General features: G+C 63.9%; 19 protein-coding genes and 1 tRNA gene. 15 read left to right on the forward strand and 5 right to left on the reverse strand.

All coding sequences use genetic code 11. The annotated features are described in order from the left end of the window. The 4 genes from EN850_RS26580 to EN850_RS26595 are packed head-to-tail and all read left to right on the forward strand — an operon-like array spanning position 1 to position 3364. Positions 1-738, forward strand: a complete 738-nt coding sequence (locus EN850_RS26580; RefSeq protein WP_136092621.1) for an ABC transporter ATP-binding protein — start codon at positions 1-3, stop codon at positions 736-738. Then, positions 735-1448, forward strand: coding sequence for an ABC transporter ATP-binding protein (locus EN850_RS26585; protein ID WP_136092622.1), 714 nt, complete (start codon positions 735-737; stop codon positions 1446-1448). Before EN850_RS26580 ends, EN850_RS26585 begins: the two co-directional genes overlap by 4 nt. Before the next feature lie 9 nt (positions 1449-1457). Continuing rightward, positions 1458-2333, forward strand: coding sequence for a branched-chain amino acid ABC transporter permease (locus tag EN850_RS26590; RefSeq protein WP_027045159.1), 876 nt, complete (start codon positions 1458-1460; stop codon positions 2331-2333). After that, complete coding sequence (locus EN850_RS26595; RefSeq protein ID WP_135916965.1) at positions 2330-3364, forward strand: branched-chain amino acid ABC transporter permease; 1035 nt, start codon at positions 2330-2332, stop codon at positions 3362-3364. The genes EN850_RS26590 and EN850_RS26595 overlap by 4 nt, the downstream gene beginning before the upstream one ends. A 22-nt stretch (positions 3365-3386) precedes the next feature. Here the strand turns inward: EN850_RS26595 and EN850_RS26600 are convergent, their stop codons facing one another. From EN850_RS26600 to EN850_RS26610, 3 genes are all read right to left on the reverse strand, one after another. Continuing rightward, positions 3387-4703 (reverse strand): ArgE/DapE family deacylase, encoded by a 1317-nt coding sequence (locus tag EN850_RS26600; protein WP_136092623.1) that lies wholly within the window; start codon positions 4701-4703, stop codon positions 3387-3389. 41 nt (positions 4704-4744) lie between these two features. Then, positions 4745-5650: a MurR/RpiR family transcriptional regulator gene (locus EN850_RS26605; RefSeq protein ID WP_127870837.1), complete on the reverse strand. Its 906-nt coding sequence runs from the start codon at positions 5648-5650 to the stop codon at positions 4745-4747. 94 nt (positions 5651-5744) lie between these two features. Then, a complete protein-coding gene (locus EN850_RS26610; protein ID WP_136092624.1) occupies positions 5745-7397 on the reverse strand; it encodes a DUF882 domain-containing protein in 1653 nt (550 codons plus the stop codon). 329 nt (positions 7398-7726) lie between these two features. Between EN850_RS26610 and EN850_RS26615 the strand changes: the two genes are divergently transcribed. After that, complete coding sequence (locus EN850_RS26615) at positions 7727-8092, forward strand: VOC family protein (protein WP_136092625.1); 366 nt, start codon at positions 7727-7729, stop codon at positions 8090-8092. A gap of 146 nt (positions 8093-8238) precedes the next feature. On the opposite strand, the gene EN850_RS26620 is transcribed toward EN850_RS26615, so the two are convergent. Beyond that, positions 8239-8313, reverse strand: a tRNA-Thr gene (locus EN850_RS26620). A 161-nt stretch (positions 8314-8474) separates the two neighbouring features. On the opposite strand from EN850_RS26620, the gene EN850_RS26625 reads away from it, so the two are divergent. The 9 genes from EN850_RS26625 (at position 8475) to yacG (ending at position 14182) form a co-directional block, all read left to right on the forward strand. Then, positions 8475-8675, forward strand: a complete 201-nt coding sequence (locus tag EN850_RS26625) for a hypothetical protein (RefSeq protein WP_135930385.1) — start codon at positions 8475-8477, stop codon at positions 8673-8675. A 129-nt stretch (positions 8676-8804) separates the two neighbouring features. Continuing rightward, complete coding sequence (gene murA, locus EN850_RS26630; RefSeq protein ID WP_127279570.1) at positions 8805-10097, forward strand: UDP-N-acetylglucosamine 1-carboxyvinyltransferase; 1293 nt, start codon at positions 8805-8807, stop codon at positions 10095-10097. Between the two features lie 201 nt (positions 10098-10298). Then, positions 10299-10730: a DUF2948 family protein gene (locus tag EN850_RS26635; protein WP_135916967.1), complete on the forward strand. Its 432-nt coding sequence runs from the start codon at positions 10299-10301 to the stop codon at positions 10728-10730. A gap of 7 nt (positions 10731-10737) precedes the next feature. Next, positions 10738-12030 carry a histidinol dehydrogenase gene (gene hisD / locus EN850_RS26640; RefSeq protein WP_136092626.1) on the forward strand — a complete coding sequence of 431 codons (1293 nt, stop codon included), beginning with the start codon at positions 10738-10740 and terminating at the stop codon, positions 12028-12030. A gap of 6 nt (positions 12031-12036) precedes the next feature. After that, entirely contained in the window at positions 12037-12522 is a 486-nt protein-coding gene (locus tag EN850_RS26645; protein WP_135881025.1) for a UPF0262 family protein, read from the forward strand. Further along, a complete protein-coding gene (locus EN850_RS26650) occupies positions 12510-12980 on the forward strand; it encodes a low molecular weight phosphatase family protein (RefSeq protein WP_135881026.1) in 471 nt (156 codons plus the stop codon). Before EN850_RS26645 ends, EN850_RS26650 begins: the two co-directional genes overlap by 13 nt. A 144-nt stretch (positions 12981-13124) precedes the next feature. Beyond that, positions 13125-13343, forward strand: a complete 219-nt coding sequence (infA, locus tag EN850_RS26655) for a translation initiation factor IF-1 (protein WP_006329283.1) — start codon at positions 13125-13127, stop codon at positions 13341-13343. 18 nt (positions 13344-13361) lie between these two features. After that, positions 13362-13988 (forward strand): Maf-like protein, encoded by a 627-nt coding sequence (locus EN850_RS26660; protein ID WP_127870834.1) that lies wholly within the window; start codon positions 13362-13364, stop codon positions 13986-13988. Continuing rightward, positions 13985-14182, forward strand: coding sequence for a DNA gyrase inhibitor YacG (yacG, locus tag EN850_RS26665; RefSeq protein WP_127870833.1), 198 nt, complete (start codon positions 13985-13987; stop codon positions 14180-14182). Before EN850_RS26660 ends, yacG begins: the two co-directional genes overlap by 4 nt. A 32-nt stretch (positions 14183-14214) precedes the next feature. Here the strand turns inward: yacG and EN850_RS26670 are convergent, their stop codons facing one another. Beyond that, positions 14215-15420 carry an ROK family transcriptional regulator gene (locus EN850_RS26670; protein WP_127870832.1) on the reverse strand — a complete coding sequence of 402 codons (1206 nt, stop codon included), beginning with the start codon at positions 15418-15420 and terminating at the stop codon, positions 14215-14217. Positions 15421-15589: 169 nt separating this feature from the next. Between EN850_RS26670 and EN850_RS26675 the strand changes: the two genes are divergently transcribed. After that, positions 15590-16759, forward strand: coding sequence for an SGNH/GDSL hydrolase family protein (locus EN850_RS26675; protein ID WP_136092627.1), 1170 nt, complete (start codon positions 15590-15592; stop codon positions 16757-16759). The last annotated feature ends 3 nt before the right edge of the window (positions 16760-16762 follow it).

The following is a 16762-nucleotide window of genomic DNA, read 5'->3' on the forward strand; positions in this document are numbered from 1 at the left end:
ATGGCTCTGCTTGAACTGGACGACGTGTCGAAGGCCTTCGGTTCGCTGAAGGCCGTCGATGGCGTGTCGTTCAAGGTCGAGGCCGGCGAAATTTTTGGCATCGCCGGTCCGAACGGCAGCGGCAAGAGCACGCTGTTCAACATCATCACCGGCATCCCGTTCGGGCCGGACAGGGGCCACATCCGTTTTGACGGGACCGCGATCAACGGCAAGCCTGGACATGCCATCGCGCGCCTTGGCCTTGCCCGCACCTTTCAGCGCGAGACCAGCTTCGACGGGCTGACCGTATTCGAGAACGCGTTGATCGGCGCCAGCTACGGCCGGCAGGAGAAAGCGGCGGCCGCCGCCCGAAACGCGGCGGCCGAGGCATTGGAATTCGTTGGGCTGGGGCCTGCGTCCTTCGGGCGGCTGGCCGGCGAGCTTTCCGTCTTCGAACGCAAATGCCTGATGCTTGCCACCGCCATCGCCATGAAGCCCCGCATGCTTCTGCTCGACGAGCCGGCGTCGAGCCTGACCAAGCCCGAGATCGAGACGTCGATCGGGCTGATCCGCCGCACCGCCGAGCGCGGCATCACCATCCTCCTGATCGAGCACGTGCTGACCTTTCTGATGAGCTTGTCGCGGCACCTTCTGGTGCTCAACAATGGTCGCGTGCTCGCCTCCGGTGAACCGGAGAGCGTGATTGCGGACCAGCGCGTCATCGAAGCCTATCTCGGAACCCGGAGGGCGGTGGCGTGAATCCCATCCTCACCGTCGAAGGCGTCACCGCCGGCTATGGCCGCGTCACCGTGCTGCACGACATTTCGATGGAGGCCGGCCGCTTCGGCAATGTCGGCCTGTTCGGCCCGAACGGCCATGGCAAGACGACGCTGCTGCGCGCCATCTCCGGTCTCCTGCGGCCGAAGAGCGGCCGCATCCTGTTCGACGGGCAAGACATATCAGGCCTCAGCGCCCGCGCCATCGTCGGCACCGGCCTGATCCACGTGCCGCAAGGCAACCGGCTGTTTCCCGACCTCTCCATCGCCGACTGCATGAAGCTGGGCGCCTATTCGCCGCGTGGCCGCCCACATGAGGCGGAGAACCGCGAGAAGGTGATCAGGCTGTTCCCGAAACTGGCGGAACGCTGGCGCCAGCGCGTGCGCACGCTGTCCGGCGGCGAGCGCCAGATGGTGTCGATCGGCACGGCGCTGATGAGCCATCCACGCCTGCTGATCCTCGACGAGCCGACGCTTGGGCTGGCGCCCAAGATCAAGGACGAGCTCTGCGCCTCCGTCATGGACATTTCGCGCGGCGGCGTGCCGCTCATCGTCGTCGAGCAGGACATCGAATTCCTGCTGGAGCTGACGCAGCAACTCTACCTCGTCAACCATGGCGCGGTGGCGACCGAGATCAAGCCGGGCGAAAGCCTCGACCACGGCGAGATCATGTCGATGTATTTCGGACACTAGGAACGTCGAATGAGCGCATTGGCGGAAATCCTGTTCGGCGGCCTGTTCCAGGGCTCGCTCTACGCCATGATGGCGGTCGGTCTGGCTTTGGTCTGGACGACGATCGGCGTGTTCAACTTCAGCCATGGCGTGTTCATGATGCTGGGCGCCTATATCGCCTGGCAGTTGGTCGAGCTCGGCCTGCCCGCGGCGGTGGCCTTTCCGATCGCTGTCGTCGTCATGGCCGGCGTCGGCTGGATCCTGCAGGCGAGCGTCGTGCGGCCGCTGATCGGCCGGCCCAACATCGTGCTGGTCGTCGTCATCACCACCCTTGCCGCCGGATCTCTGATCGAGAACGGAGCGCTCACCATCTGGGGGCCGCGTTCCAAGCAGATCCCGGCGCTGATCGACGGCAACGCCACCATCGGCGGCGTCGGCGTTTCGCTCCACCAGATCGCCATCATCGTCATCACGCCGCTGATCCTGGCGGCACTGTGGATGTTCCTCAACCGCACGCGGCTCGGATTGGCGTTGCGTGCGGTGGCGCAGAACGAGGATGCCAGCCATCTGGTCGGGCTGAACGTCACCGCGCTCTATGGGCTCGCCTTCGCCATCGCCGCATCGCTGGCGGGGCTCGCCGGCATCTTCATGGGCGGTTATCGTTTCATGTCGCCCGTCATGGGCAGCGACCCACTGCTCAAGGCGCTGATCGTCGTCGTGTTCGGCGGCATATCGAGCATATCGGGACCGATTTTCGCCGCCTATCTGATCGGCTTCTTCGAGGCCGCGTGCAGCTATTATTTCGGCCTCTACTGGACGCCGGCGCTGCTGTTCGGCGTGCTGATCCTGACCCTGATGGTGCGCCCCGAGGGCATTTTCGCCAGCCGCTCACGAGGCCTCGCATGACCGACATGACCTCACCGATCACCCAGATCCGTACAGCGGCGGCAACCCCGATCGCACCCGGCCGCACGCCGTGGAAGCACGAAGCCGTCGGCTTCGTGCTCGGTTTCGTCGTGCTGGCGCTGCTGCCGCTCGTCTTTGGCGACACCTATGCCCGCCACATCCTGATCATGGCCTTCATCTACGCCATCGTGGCGTCGAACTGGGACCTCAGCCTCGGCTATGGCGGCGTCTTCAATTTCGGCCATCTGGCGCTGTTCGGCATTGGCGTCTACGCCTACAGCCTGCTCACCAAGCTGGCCGGGCTCGACCCGTGGATCGCGCTTCTTGCCAGCGGCATCATCGCCACGCTTGCCGCGATCGTGGTGACCATCCCGATCCTGCGCCTGAAAGGCATCTATATCATCCTGGTCACCTTCGGCTTCGCGCAATTGGTCATGCAGGTGATCCTCAGCCAGTCCGACATCACCGGTGGCACGCAAGGGATCGTGCGTATCCCCGGCCTCTACTGGTTCGACCACAACATGGTCCGCGACGCCAAATTCGCCTATTTCTACATCGCGCTGGCGCTGCTGGTGGCGAGCACGCTGTTTCTGCGCGTGTTCGTGCGCTCGCGCGCCGGCGCCAGCATCGTGGCGTTGCGCGACAATGAGGAATATGCCATCAGCCGAGGCGTCTCGATCGTTCGCCAGCGCATGCTGACGCTGGCGGCAAGCGCCTTCTTCACCGGCATTGCCGGCGCCTTCTACGCCGCCTACCAACGCAATGCCTCGATCGACGTGTTCGGCATGAGCCTGGCGACCATCATCCTGTCGATGGTGCTGCTGGGCGGCACCAGCACCATCTATGGTGCCGTCGTCGCCTCCTTCGTGCTGACGATCTTCGCCGAGTGGATGGCCGATTTCGGGGCATGGCGCCCGATCATCACGGCGGTGCTGATCATCGGCGTCATGCTGGCCTATCCCAGCGGACTGGCCGGCATGATCAGGTCGGCATGGGGTGCGGTCGCCGGGCGGGTCAAGCGCCCGGCCTGACCGCCCGAAAAGTTAGCTCCGCTCAGCGCACGCCGCACCAGTCGATCACCGAAGCGGCGATCACCTTGGCGGTCTCGACAACCGATTCCACCTCGACATATTCGTTGGCGCCATGGAAGCCGTCGCCCGACGGGCCGAAGATGACGCCGTCGACGCCGGCGCCGGCATAATGCGCGGCATCGCACACGGCGACAAAGCCGCTTGCCTTCGGCGTCTTGCCGATAGCGGCCTTGCGTTTCATCAGCGACGTCACCAGCGGATGGTCGACCGGGGTGTTCATGGGCGGGAAATGCAGCCCGCCGAGCTCCCATTGGATGGTCGGCGGGTTGTCGCGCAGCCAGGCGTCGGCCTCGGCGAAATGATGGACGAACTCCTCGAAGTCGCGGCGGTATTCCGACGAGTTTTCGTCCGGCAGGAATTTCATGTCGAGGTCGAGCACCGCGACATCGGGAATGATGGCCGGATTGGTCATCACCGTCGGCAGGCCATGTTCGCCAAGGCCCGTTCCGCCATGCATGACACCGATGTTGATCGTGTTCATGCCGACCGGCAGCAGCGGATGAGATTTCGCCCGTGTCCGGTCCAACTCATATTGGCGGACGGCGGCGATGAACCGCGCCGCGATCTCGATCGCGTTGACGCCCGGCTTCAGCCGGCCCTTGTCGTGCCTCTGCGGATAGATTTCGTTGTAGCGCAGCGCCGAATGCGCGTTGCGGCCACGGATCGTCACCCGCGCCCACTCAAGCCCGCCCTCGACCGGCAGGACATCGCCCCAGGTCGGCTCGGCGACCAGCACCGCCTTGGCGAGCTTGCCCTTCTTCACCGCATCCATGGCGCCGAAGCCGCCGGCCTCCTCGTCGACGACAGAGTGGATCGCCAGCCGCCCCTGCAGCGTGATGCCTGCCTTGCGGATCGCGTGCGCGGCGGCGACGCAAGCCGCGACGCCGCCCTTCATGTCGACCGCGCCCCGGCCATAGAGCCGGCCGTCAGTGATCTCACCGCCGAACGGATCGACCGACCAGTCCTTCATCTCGCCGACCGGCACGACATCGATGTGCCCGCACAGGATCAGGCTGCGGTCTTCGCTTCCAGCCCATTCGCCGACCAGATTTGGCCGGCCGGGCAAGGCGTCCCACTGCTCGGTCTTGAAGCCATCGTGCTTCAAGATCGGCTCCAAGAGCGCCTGGACGTCCGCCTCGCGATTGATCGCCGGATTGGCTTCGAATTTGGGATTGACCGAAGGGATGCGGACCATGTCGCGGACCAGGCCGATCAGCCAGTCGCGGTCGGCCTCGATTTCAGCCTGCGCGGCATCGATGATGGTCTGGATATCGGCCATGATTGTTCCTTCCTCGCATCGCCGCGCCGGGCGCTTCGACGCTATTTCCTCGGGGTTCTTGGTTTGGTGGTTTCGGTGTCGAAGGGCGACAGGCCGGCATCGAGGGTAACGGCATTGGCGCTGCGGATCTTCTCGATGTCCTCGATGCGCTTGCGTACCCCGGCGCCATGGCCTTCCAACGCATGGGCAAAAACGGTTTCCATCTGCGCGACGGCGGTCGCCAGCGTGTCGAAGGGCGAGTTGGCGTCGATCGCCGCGACCATGGTCAGGTCGGCTACGTCAGCGATCGGCGACAGCCACACATCGGTGAACAGCAGGACGGAGACGCCGCGTTCTTTCGCCTGCTGTGCAAAACTCACCACGTCCGACTGGTAGCGCCGGTAGTCGAACACGACGAGAAGGTCGCGCTTGCCAAGGTCGATCAACAGGTCGAAATCGGCGGGGCTCAGCGAACCGATGTCGCGCACGCCGGAGCGGAACTGCAGGAGGTAACCGGCAAGCATGGAGGCGATGTGGCGGCTGAAACGGCCGCCGAGCAGCACGACCTGGCCCTTGGTCTCGAGCAGCAGGTTGACGGCGCGCGTATAGGCCTGCAGGGGCACCGCCGTGCGCGTACGCTCCAGACTGTCGGAAACCGAATGGAAATAGGCCAGTGCCGTGCCTTCGCTGGAGCCGCCCGGGCGCTTGGCCTCCATCATCAGCAGCGGCGAATGCAGCCGGGATTCCACTTCCGTGAGCAACCGCGCCTGGAAATCGGCAAAGCCGACATAGCCGAGCTTGGTCATCAGCCGCGTCACGCTCGGGTCGCTGACGCCGGCGCGACGCGCCAGCCGGGTCGCTGTTCCCAACCCCGACATCGGATAATCGGCAAGCAGGACCTGAACGATCTTTTCTTCCGCCGACGTGAACGCCAAGGTGGCGTTGGCCAGTTCTTCGCGGATCGACATGGTCATCGCCTCTCGCCGGGGAAAGAGGATTATCTTACAATTTCATGCCTGATTGTCAAATTTGGAAAATATCTTACAGCCTTGCGCGGTCGAGCTATTTGAAACTGGCGATGGGCAGGAATTTCACCGCGGAGCCGGTGAAGCGGCGGTGATCGGACGTCTTTCCTCGTGGCTGGAATCCATCGAGATAAACCTGCTCCGGCGCCGTGCGGATGAAATTGGCGGCAACGATGGGCGCCGCCATCGAGCCGGCTCCTGCGCTGCCGCGACCGCTTTCACGCGGACGGCCAGTCAATGCCGCAGGTACAATGACGGCGGTGCCCTTGGGGTCGAGACGTGGCTGGACACGGTCGGCCTTGGGGTTTGTCCTGGCACGATGTTCGGGTTTCGACGCCGGGACCGCAATCGGCTGGCCAGCCAGCGGATCGAGATTGTCATCGGCGTGATGCGTGGCGAGCAAGGCGCCGATTGCATCGGCGGGTTTGGCCGCCTCCGGCTGTCGCGCAGGCCCCGTCTGGCCTTCGGGCCGCCATGTCGGGACAGGGATGTTGAGCGCCACCATGTCCGGACCGGCAATCGCGAGAGCGGCGCCAGCCTTGCCCGAGGCAGTTTCGGCGCCGGCCGCCGGTTCAGCCCGCGCCGGAGATGCGCTGGCTACGCCGAGCGGCACGGTTTGCGGGGTTGGAATGCTGGCAGCGAGCCCGGTGCGCGGTGCGAAAGCGGGTACCGGCACCGTGCCGGGCGCCATCGCCATGACGATCGCTTCAGGCGTCCTCGCGGGCGTTTCTTCGGGGGAAACCATCTGAATGTCCGCCCGCTGGGCTGCCTCCGGCGCCACGATAGCGATGCCCAGTCCGGCCATCTTCGGTTCATCGGCCGTCTTGGGGTCACCGGCTGTCTTGGAGTCAACCGGCTTCGCCGGCTTGCGTGGCGCAGGCGCCACTTCCGCGGCATCGTCGGCTTCGTCCGTGCCGCGCCCACCTAACAGCGACGCCAGCAGGCCACGCGCCGGCCTGCGCTGGCCGCCGTCGGCGCTTGCCAGTTCGATGTTGGGCGTGCCGGCGGCCTTGCGCGATTTGTAGGCGGCAAACGCCTGCTCGTAGCCAGGCAGCGGTTTGCCGTCGCTCGGCACATGCAGCGTATTGCCGTTGGGGAAGACCCTGGCCAGTTCCTGGCGGCTGATGCCCGGCCAATGCCGCACATTGCCGACGTCCATGTGGATGAAGGGCGAACCGGAAGTCGGATAATAGCCGACGCCGCCGCCCTGCATCTTCAGGCCGATGTCGCGCAGCTTCTTCAGCGGCACATCCGGCAGGAAGAAATCCATGGCGCGGCCAACCATGTGCTGGCTTTCGCGGGCCACCCCTTTCGAGCGGCCGCGCAGCATGGCGTTGGTCGCCGGCGAGCGATAGGCGCTGACCACATGGATATAGCTGGTCGAGCCGCTGGCGCGGTAGGCCTGCCAGACGAGGTCGAGCAGGCGCGGATCCATCCTGGTCGGCTCGTTGCGGCGCCAGTCGCGCAGCATGAAGTTGATCTTCTTCAGGCCCGCCTGATCGTAACGCCCGTCGCGCTTGAAGACGATCTCGGCCTTCTCGCCCGTATGGAGATGCTGAATTCGCAGGGCGCGCGTCTCGGCGAACGCATCGGTGATGCACATGCAAAAGAAAGCGACCATGAAAGCCGGCAACCGGGTCCAGAAGCGGTAACCGCCGGGCGCGTTCTGTTGGCTTTCAATCACGTTCATGCCTTGCACATCGTTCCTGTTTCGGGCGATTTGACGTCCTCGCCGGAGGCGGAGCCTTCTTTTCAGCACCCTTCCCGGCGCTGCTGACCAGGCGGACAGGCCAGACTTGACCAGGCGGACAGGCCAGCCATTCCACAACACGTCATGTCGAAGAACAGCATCTTGGTTAACGAATCGTGTCATGCGGCTTTTCGACTGGAGGTTGCCGCCCCCCGCCTTTGGGGAAAGCCACGTTGTCTTCCGGCTGAACGCGCCAACACAGGCAGGCCGACCGACAGGAAACCTTTCATGCAAGTTGGCCGTTGTAGCTGGAAGAGAGGAGAAGTTGAATGGCATCCGTCCGGTACATCGTTTCGAACGTCGACAAGGCGGTCGCGTTCTATCGAGACAATCTCGATTTCAAGATCGACAAGCACAATCCGGGCAAGTTCGCCGCGCTGTTGCGCGACGACTTGACGCTGTATCTCAGCGCGCCTGGTGCTGGGAGCGGTGGTCAGGCGGGCGGCGATCCAAAGCCGGGCGGGTGGAACCGATTTATGATCATTACGACCGAGATCGATGTCCTCATCGAGCGGTTGCGCCGCACTGACGCAAGATTCCGCGGCAAGATCAGCGACGGCGGTGCCGGCCGCGCCATCTTGCTCGAAGATCCCTCCGGCAACGTCATCGAGCTATTCGAGTTCAAGAAGGATTGAGCCTGATTTAAAGCTGATGGCGGCGGCTGGCTTGATCGCCTTCACCGTGCTGACAATGTCAAGCTCATGTGTACCACCCGGCGTACCAGACAGGCGGCAAAAAGACCAAGGACGTCAGGTAGGTGTGCCCAATCAATGGGATAGACTGGTGCTGCGAGAGAGGATTGAACTCTCGACCTCTCCCTTACCAAGGGAGTGCTCTACCACTGAGCTACCGCAGCCGCTGATGGCGGGGCTTCTGCCATATCGAACCGGCAAGCGCAAGGCCAAGAACAACGCTTCTGTGAAAGCCTTTGCCGGATAGCTTTCGATGACATGGCGGTGCCACAATGTTGGCTATCCCTGAATGGCGGGTTGGCTGGCTGCCAGCCGGGGCAGGACGATGAACGACACGACAAATCCACCGAAAAGCAGCGGAACGACCCGCAAGGACCGGCTCGCCGAGCAGTTGCGCGCCAATCTGCAGAAGCGCAAGGTGCAGTCGCGCTCGCGCCGTAGTGGCGACGCCGACAAGCGGCGCGCCGGGGAGGCCGACCAGCGGCCCGACGGGCTTGGCGCGGCAAAGGAAATGCAGAAAGATTAACTCAAATCGGCCACTCTTGGACCGGGGTGGGCGAAATCCTATTTCTTGAACCAGATTGGCCAATGGTCTAGACGGGCCGACACTCAAACGATTGAACCGGCCTTTTCTGGCCGAGAGGGACATTCTCCAATGGATCGCATCAGAATCGTCGGCGGCAACAAGCTTGCCGGAAGCATTCCGATCTCGGGCGCGAAAAATGCCGCCCTGCCGCTGATGATCGCCTCGCTTCTGACCGACGACACGCTGACACTCGAAAACGTGCCGCATCTGGCCGATGTCGAGCAACTGATCCGCATCCTCGGCAATCATGGCGTCGACTATTCGGTCAATGGCCGCCGCGAGAAGCAGAATGAGGGCTATTCGCGCACCATCAACTTTTCCGCCCGCAACATCGTCGACACGACAGCTCCTTACGAGCTGGTGTCCAAGATGCGCGCCTCGTTCTGGGTGATCGGGCCGCTGCTGGCCCGGATGGGCGAGGCCAAGGTGTCGCTGCCCGGCGGCTGCGCCATCGGCACGCGCCCGGTCGACCTGTTCCTCGAAGGCCTGCAGGCGCTGGGCGCCGATATCGATGTCGACACCGGCTATGTCATCGCCAAGACCCGCAATGGCCGCCTCGTCGGCAACCGTTACATCTTCCCCAAGGTCTCGGTCGGAGCAACCCATGTGCTGATGATGGCGGCATCGCTCGCCAAGGGCGAGACGGTGCTGGAAAACGCCGCCTGCGAGCCCGAGATCGTCAATCTCGCCGAATGCCTCAACGCCATGGGCGCCAGGATTTCCGGCGCCGGCACGCCGACCATCACCATCGACGGCGTCGAAGCGCTGTCGGGGGCGCGCGTGCGCGTCATCCCCGACCGCATCGAGACTGGCACCTATGCCATGGCCGTGGCGATGACCGGCGGCGACGTCGTGTTGGAAGGCGCACGGCCGGAGTTGCTGCAGACCGCGCTCGACGTGATTTCGCAGACGGGCGCGGAGATCACGCAGACCAATTCCGGCATCCGCGTGAAGCGAAATGGCGCCGGGATTTCGCCGGTCGACGTGACGACGGCGCCCTTCCCGGCCTTCCCGACCGATCTGCAGGCACAGTTCATGGGCCTGATGACCATGGCCAAGGGCAAGTCGCGCATCACCGAGACGATCTTCGAAAACCGCTTCATGCACGTCCAGGAACTGGCGCGGCTCGGCGCCCACATCACGCTTTCGGGCCAGACGGCGATCGTCGACGGCGTGGCGAAGCTGAAGGGCGCGCCGGTCATGGCGACCGATCTTCGCGCTTCGGTCTCGCTGGTCATCGCCGGTCTGGCCGCCGAAGGCGAGACCACGGTCAACCGCGTCTACCATCTCGATCGCGGCTTCGAGCGGCTGGAGGAAAAGCTTTCCAATTGCGGCGCGGTGATCGAGCGGATTTCTGCCTGACGATCCGCGGTCGCTTGGCGAAATCATCTGCAAAGCGTTCCTTCTCCCGTCACCATACGGGGAGAAGTGCCCGGCAGGGACGATGAGGAGTGCGCAAAACCTGCGGCAAATGCCTCTGGCGGTATTCCTGTCGCGGTTGCACCGATCGGAAAGACCGCCTAACAGAAAGGCTGATTGCCAACCTCTGGGTGTGAAATCCGCATGGCCTTAAAACTCATTGCGCTCGACGATCAGGATCTGGGCATCGTCTCGGCCCACCTCCAGGACGCCGTGATGAAGGTCTCGGACCTCGAATTCCTGCCCAAGGCCAAACGGTTCGTGCTGACCATGAACCGTTTCGTGTGGGAGGCCAAATCCGGCCTGTTTCGCCAGCACAATGAGCGGCGGCAGGCGGTGCTGCATTTCGACCGGGTGCTGGGCGCCAAGACCAACGGCATTGCCCGCGACAAGCCGGCCGAAATCCTCTCCCTGCTGGCGATCAGCTTCATCGAGATCAGCAAGCCGGCCGGCATCGTCGAACTGATCTTCTCGGGTGGCGGTACCATCATGCTCGACGTCGAATGCATCGAGGCCCGCCTTGCCGATATCGGCGGTGCGTGGGAAGCCACGTCGCGCCCCATCCACAGAGCTTGAGCATACAATGGCCATCACGCTTCGCCAGTCCGACGCCGATTTCGAGCAGCGTTTCGCCGCCTTCCTCATGACCAAGCGCGAGGTATCGGCCGATGTCGACGCCGTGGTGCGCGACATCATCGCGCGCGTGCGCGCCGAGGGCGACACGGCACTGATCGACTACACGCAGAAATTCGGCGGAGGCGACCTCGCCGCGCTAGGCATTGCCGTCTCGGCGGAAGACATCGCCCGCGCCTATGCCGAGGCCGATCCGGCCACGGTCGAGGCGCTGAAATTCGCACGTGACCGCATCCGGTCCCATCACCAGCGGCAAAAGCCGCAGGACGAACGCTACACGGATGCCGCCGGCGTCGAGCTCGGCTCGCGCTGGACCGCGATCGAGGCGGTCGGACTCTATGTGCCGGGCGGCACGGCAAGCTATCCGAGTTCGGTGCTGATGAACGCCGTGCCGGCCAAGGTAGCAGGCGTCGAGCGCATCGTCATGGTCGTGCCGGCACCGCACGGTGTCGTCAACCCGCTGGTGCTGGTGGCGGCGGATATATCAGGCGTCTCCGAAATCTACCGCGTCGGCGGCGCGCAGGCGATCGCCGCACTTGCCTATGGCACGCAGACGATCAAGCCGGTGGCCAAGATCGTCGGCCCCGGCAATGCCTATGTCGCCGCGGCCAAGCGGCGGGTGTTTGGCACCGTCGGCATCGACATGATCGCGGGGCCGTCGGAAGTGCTTGTGGTGGCCGACGGCGGCAATGATCCGGAGTGGATCGCGGCGGACCTGCTTGCCCAGGCCGAACATGATGTGTCGGCGCAGTCGATCCTGATCACCGACGATCCGGCGTTCGGCGAGGCGGTCGAACGGGCGGTCGAGCGTCAGTTGCAAAGCCTCTCGCGCGGCGATACGGCGGCGCAGAGCTGGCGCGATTTCGGCGCCGTCATCCTGGTTCCGACGATCGAAGCGTCGCTGCCGCTGGTCGACCGCATCGCGGCCGAGCATGTCGAACTGGCCATCGACGATGCCGAAGGCTTTCTCGCGAAGATGCGCAATGCCGGTGCCGTCTTCCTCGGCCGCCACACGCCGGAAGCCATCGGCGACTATGTCGGCGGCTCCAACCATGTGCTGCCGACGGCGCGCTCGGCGCGCTTCTCGTCGGGCCTGTCGGTCCTCGACTTCGTCAAGCGCACCTCGGTCCTGAAACTCGGGCCGGAACAGTTGCGCATGCTGGCACCGGCGGCGATCGCACTCGCGCGGGCGGAGGGGCTCGACGCGCATGGCCGCTCCGTCACTATCCGGCTGAACATGTAGGCCGGCATGACGGGCTCCGGTCAAACCCGCGCAAAACTGATCGATGTCGAACTCGATGAATCGATCGGCCGTTCGACGCCCGATGTCGAGCATGAGCGGGCGGTGGCGATCTTCGACCTGATCGAGGAGAACCGTTTTCAGCCCGTCAACGACAGCGGCACGGGTCCTTACCGGCTGAAGCTGTCGCTGGCCGAGTCCCGCCTGGTCTTTGCCGTGGCGCGCGAGGACGGCGCCGCCGTCGTCACCCACATCCTGTCGCTGACGCCGCTCAGGCGCATCGTCAAGGACTACTACATGATCTGCGAGAGCTATTACGACGCCATCCGCTCCTCGACGCCGAGCCATATCGAGGCGATCGACATGGGCCGCCGTGGCCTGCACAATGAGGGCTCGCAGACGCTGATGGATCGGCTCTCCGGCAAGATCGACATCGACTTCGACACGGCGCGACGGCTGTTCACGCTGGTCTGCGTGCTGCACTGGCGGGGCTGACCCTGGCCCCCGGCGCCCTGCCCCGCTCGGTCCTGTTCCTGTGCGGCATGAATGCCGTGCGCTCGCCGATGGCCGAGCAGCTGGCGCGCCGGATGCTGCCCCCCACCATTTTCGTCGCCTCGGCCGGTGTGCGCGCCGGCGAGCGAGACCCGTTCGTCGATGCCGTGCTTGCCGAGGACGGCCTGACGCTTGGCGAACGTCATCCACGGACGCTGGAGGATCTCGAGGATGACTATTTCGACCTGATCGTCACACTGGCGCCGGAGGCGCACCATGCCGCGCTCGAACTCACCCGCTCGCTTGCCGTCGAGGTGGAATACTGGCCGACGCCGGACCCCACCGACGCCGGCGGCACGCGCGAACACATCATGGCTAGCTATCGCGACGTCCGCGAGCGGCTGAAGTTGCGCATAGGCCGACGTTTTTTGCTTCCAGGAGCAAAAAACGCGACGGATTAAGCGTGTTCACAAGCGAACGATTATCATATAGGTTCCGCCGAAATTCCGGCCAGAGTCGGAAGTAGAGCATGATCCGAAAACCGCGTCACACTTTCTCGGCATCATGCTCTAGCGCCGAAACTGCCATCCAAGCAAAGGTATCGAATGCCGAAGGAAGAAGTCCTCGAGTTTCCAGGTATCGTCACGGAATTGTTGCCCAACGCGATGTTCAGGGTGAAGCTCGAAAACGAACACGAGATCATCGCCCATACGGCCGGCCGCATGCGCAAGAACCGCATCCGCGTGCTGACCGGCGACAAGGTTCTGGTCGAAATGACACCCTACGACCTGACCAAGGGCCGCATCACCTACCGTTTCAAGTAAGATCAAGACCCGAGCGCGATGAGCATTTTGCAGAAGCTGGTGCTTGCCTCGGGTTCGCCGCGCCGCATCGAACTCTTGCAGCAGGCCGGCATCGAGCCTGACCGTATCCTGCCAGCCGATATCGACGAAACGCCGCTGCGTGCCGAGCATCCGCGCTCGCTGGCCAAGCGCTTGTCGAAGGAAAAGGCCGAGAAGGCGTTCGCGTCGCTGAAGACCGAGACCGACTATGCGCCGAGTTTCGTGCTGGCCGCCGACACGGTGGTTGCCGTTGGGCGGCGCATCCTGCCCAAGGCCGAAACGCTGGACGATGCCGCCAACTGCCTCGGGCTCTTGTCCGGCCGTTCTCACCGGGTCTATTCAGGCATCTGCCTGATCACGCCGGGCGGCAAATTGCGCCAGCGGCTGGTCGAGACGCGGGTGCGTTTCAAGCGGCTTCCGCGCGAGGAGATCGACGCCTATGTCGCCTCGGGCGAATGGCGCGGCAAGGCCGGCGGCTATGCCGTGCAAGGCCTCGCCGGCTCCTTCGTCGTCAAGCTCGTCGGCTCCTACACCAACATCGTCGGCCTGCCGCTCTATGAGACGGCGGCGCTGCTGTCGGGCGAAGGTTTCAGGACCCATCAAAACTGGTCGTCCGCGCGACCATGAGCCTGGACGACAAAGTCACGCCGCTGCGGCCCAAGCGCCCGTGCCCCGAATGCGGCAAGCCGTCGGCGCGCGAGACCTATCCGTTCTGCTCGAAGCGTTGCAAGGACATCGACCTCAACCGCTGGCTGAAGGGCGCCTATGTCATCTCGGCCCGCGACGACGAGGAAGAACCCGACGCCGACGAGCCAAAATAAGGCCAGGCCATCAGCGCGGGCCAGACTTTCGATCAGGCTTCTGGCGAGCCCGCAGGGCCATTGGAGTCCGACTGCAAAAAGAATCTGTCGAGGAGGGGAATGCAGGCCGCCCCAAGGCCGGCTGCCTGCCGGTCCGACGTGCCCTCCCTGACGAAGAGAGACGCAAGATCGCTGGCGCCGATGGCCGTGAGCTTTTCCCTGATCTCCCTCACCAGCTCGGCTCTCACCCATTGCGGCATGAGGCCGTCCAGAACGATGCCCCTGAATGTGGCAAGCGCCGACGCCGAATGGACCGCCAGCGATATGCTGGACGAGGTTGCCTCAATCCATTTCCTGAGTTGCGGGTCAGGGGCGCGAGACCCTGGCGCCAGGCCGACATCGTCAACCGAAACCGATGTGCCGAGCGGTGCCACGCCGCCGGTCGCAGATGGCACCAGGATACGTCCGATCCCAGGCCTTGCATCGCGGCGCGAGAAGCCGAGCCGACCATGTTGGACAATGCCTCCGTCAAGCGAATGCCCGATGAAGATATAGAGGAAGTCGGGCGCGCCTCCGGCCAGCCCATAGGCCAGTTCCGCGCTGCATGCCGCCACCGCATCCCGGTCGAGATAGATCGATAGATGTGTTTCCTTGCCCATCTGCAGGGCCAGGTCCTCAAACTCGGCCCACGCGCTCTCCGGACCGTCCGTGCCCTTGCCGTTGGCAACCGCCGCAAGAATATCAGAAGCTACCGCTATGCCGATGTCCTCCAGCCTCGCGTGCTGGGCTGAGGTCAGGCGCGAGCGCATCTCGGCAATCGCTGTATATGCGATGCGTGCTATTTCACCCATTTCGCCCGCGCCGTACGACAGCCTTCGCTGCTCCAGGACCCCGCCGACAAAATCGACCAGTGCGATGTCCGCATGGCGCAGCCCCAGCCGCAGGCCTAGAAACAGCGCTCCCTCGGGATTGATCGACATCGGGACCGACGGCTGTCCGACCTTGCCTTTGATGGGCCTTCCCGCCACCAGCAGTCCTTCCGCCTCGAGGGAGCGGACGATGACGGACGCGGTCTGCTTGGTGAGCCCGGTGATCTCGGCGATCTGAGCTTTGGACAGTTGACCGTGTATCCTGATCAGCGACAGGGCAAGACGTTCATTCGACGCGCGGAGGCCGACCTGGTTCGCGCCCCTGTAACCTGAATAAATACCGTTCGGGCTCGTTCGGGCAGAGCTTGCGCCACCTATACGTCCGGTCACAGTGATACCCCAATAAGGACGCGCCCGCCGACCTTGGTGTTGGCGGACGCAGATACGACCCTTGGCAAGGATTTGCAGGAGGAGGGTAAATAAGTCAATCGAAATTACCTATTGACTTGGTCTGCGACCTGAAAGTAGCTGGCATGGACCAAAGACGAGGGAAGCGAAGATGATACGCGGCGACTGGATCGCAACATGGACTGCCAGCCCTATGAATGTCTGGGCCGCCGACATGGTGATCCCAGGGTTCTACAACCAGACGGTTCGCGAGATTGCCCGCATCAGCGTCGGAGGCCGGCGGTTAAGGATACGGGTGTCGAACGAGTTCGGCAGCGCACCGATCGTCATCAACGCGGCGCACGTCGCACTTGCGGGCGAGGACGGAGCCATCCAGCCCCTGACAAGCCGCCCCCTCACCTTTGGCGGCGAGGCGACCGCCTCGATTGCGCCCGGCGCTCCACTGTTCAGCGATCCCGTGGAACTGGCAACGCCCGCGCTGTCCCGGCTTGCCTTGAGTTTCTATGTGAGCGGCCATCTTCCGGTGGAAACCCATCATTACGAGGCGCAGCAGACGGCATTCATATCCATACCGGGGAATTTCGCCGCCTCCGAACTCCTGCCGCTTCAGCAAACCACCACCAGCCGCTACTTCGCTTCAGCCATCTATGTCGACGCAAAGGAAGGATCGCGCGCGATTGCCTGCTTCGGCGACTCCATCACCGACGGCTACGGCTCGCAGATAGACGGCGACAGGCGGTGGCCGGACATTCTGAGCGAGCGGCTCAGCGCCGGCACCGCGACGCAGGACCTGGCCGTGCTCAATCTTGGTATCGGCGGCAACCGGCTTCTGAGCAATCGCCGCGGCACGAAGGCTTTGGAGCGGTTCGACCGCGATGTGCTCAGCCTGCCCAGGGTGTCGCATCTCGTCATTCTGGAGGGCGTCAACGACATAGGCTGGCCCAACACCGCGCTTGCGGGCGCCGATGAGGCCGTAACGGCAAAACAAATCATATCGGCGATCCGGCAGCTTGCCGTGCGCGCCGAGACTGCCGGCATTCGCGTCATACTGGGGACCCTGACCCCATTCGAAGGAACAACATCGGAATCGCCGGTCGGCGATTTCTACACGCCCGAGAAAGAGAAGGTTCGCGGCGCCGTCAATGCATGGATCCGAAAGGCCGAGGGCGTCTACGGCTTTGTCGACTTTGATGCCGCCGTTCGCGATCCCGGCCGGCCAACCAGGCTTCTCCCAGCCTATGATTGCGGCGATCGCATCCACCCGAGCGACGCAGGCTACAGGGCCATGGCGCAAGCCATCGACATGGCCCTGTTCGAATAGGCG

Origin of the sequence: Mesorhizobium sp. M8A.F.Ca.ET.207.01.1.1 (genome assembly GCF_004794715.1) — a bacterium.
Classification (GTDB): domain Bacteria; phylum Pseudomonadota; class Alphaproteobacteria; order Rhizobiales; family Rhizobiaceae; genus Mesorhizobium.

Coding starts and splice junctions, on each gene's coding strand:
- EN850_RS26615 (WP_136092625.1), top strand. CDS start 7,727: ATGGCATCCGTCCGGTACATCGTTTCGAACGTCGACAAGGCGGTCGCG.
- EN850_RS26595 (WP_135916965.1), top strand. CDS start 2,330: ATGACCGACATGACCTCACCGATCACCCAGATCCGTACAGCGGCGGCA.
- EN850_RS26635 (WP_135916967.1), top strand. CDS start 10,299: ATGGCCTTAAAACTCATTGCGCTCGACGATCAGGATCTGGGCATCGTC.
- EN850_RS26675 (WP_136092627.1), top strand. CDS start 15,590: ATGATACGCGGCGACTGGATCGCAACATGGACTGCCAGCCCTATGAAT.
- EN850_RS26610 (WP_136092624.1), bottom strand. CDS start 7,397: ATGAACGTGATTGAAAGCCAACAGAACGCGCCCGGCGGTTACCGCTTC.
- infA (WP_006329283.1), top strand. CDS start 13,125: ATGCCGAAGGAAGAAGTCCTCGAGTTTCCAGGTATCGTCACGGAATTG.
- yacG (WP_127870833.1), top strand. CDS start 13,985: ATGAGCCTGGACGACAAAGTCACGCCGCTGCGGCCCAAGCGCCCGTGC.
- EN850_RS26600 (WP_136092623.1), bottom strand. CDS start 4,703: ATGGCCGATATCCAGACCATCATCGATGCCGCGCAGGCTGAAATCGAG.
- EN850_RS26660 (WP_127870834.1), top strand. CDS start 13,362: ATGAGCATTTTGCAGAAGCTGGTGCTTGCCTCGGGTTCGCCGCGCCGC.
- murA (WP_127279570.1), top strand. CDS start 8,805: ATGGATCGCATCAGAATCGTCGGCGGCAACAAGCTTGCCGGAAGCATT.
- EN850_RS26590 (WP_027045159.1), top strand. CDS start 1,458: ATGAGCGCATTGGCGGAAATCCTGTTCGGCGGCCTGTTCCAGGGCTCG.
- hisD (WP_136092626.1), top strand. CDS start 10,738: ATGGCCATCACGCTTCGCCAGTCCGACGCCGATTTCGAGCAGCGTTTC.
- EN850_RS26605 (WP_127870837.1), bottom strand. CDS start 5,650: ATGTCGATCCGCGAAGAACTGGCCAACGCCACCTTGGCGTTCACGTCG.
- EN850_RS26645 (WP_135881025.1), top strand. CDS start 12,037: ATGACGGGCTCCGGTCAAACCCGCGCAAAACTGATCGATGTCGAACTC.
- EN850_RS26580 (WP_136092621.1), top strand. CDS start 1: ATGGCTCTGCTTGAACTGGACGACGTGTCGAAGGCCTTCGGTTCGCTG.
- EN850_RS26625 (WP_135930385.1), top strand. CDS start 8,475: ATGAACGACACGACAAATCCACCGAAAAGCAGCGGAACGACCCGCAAG.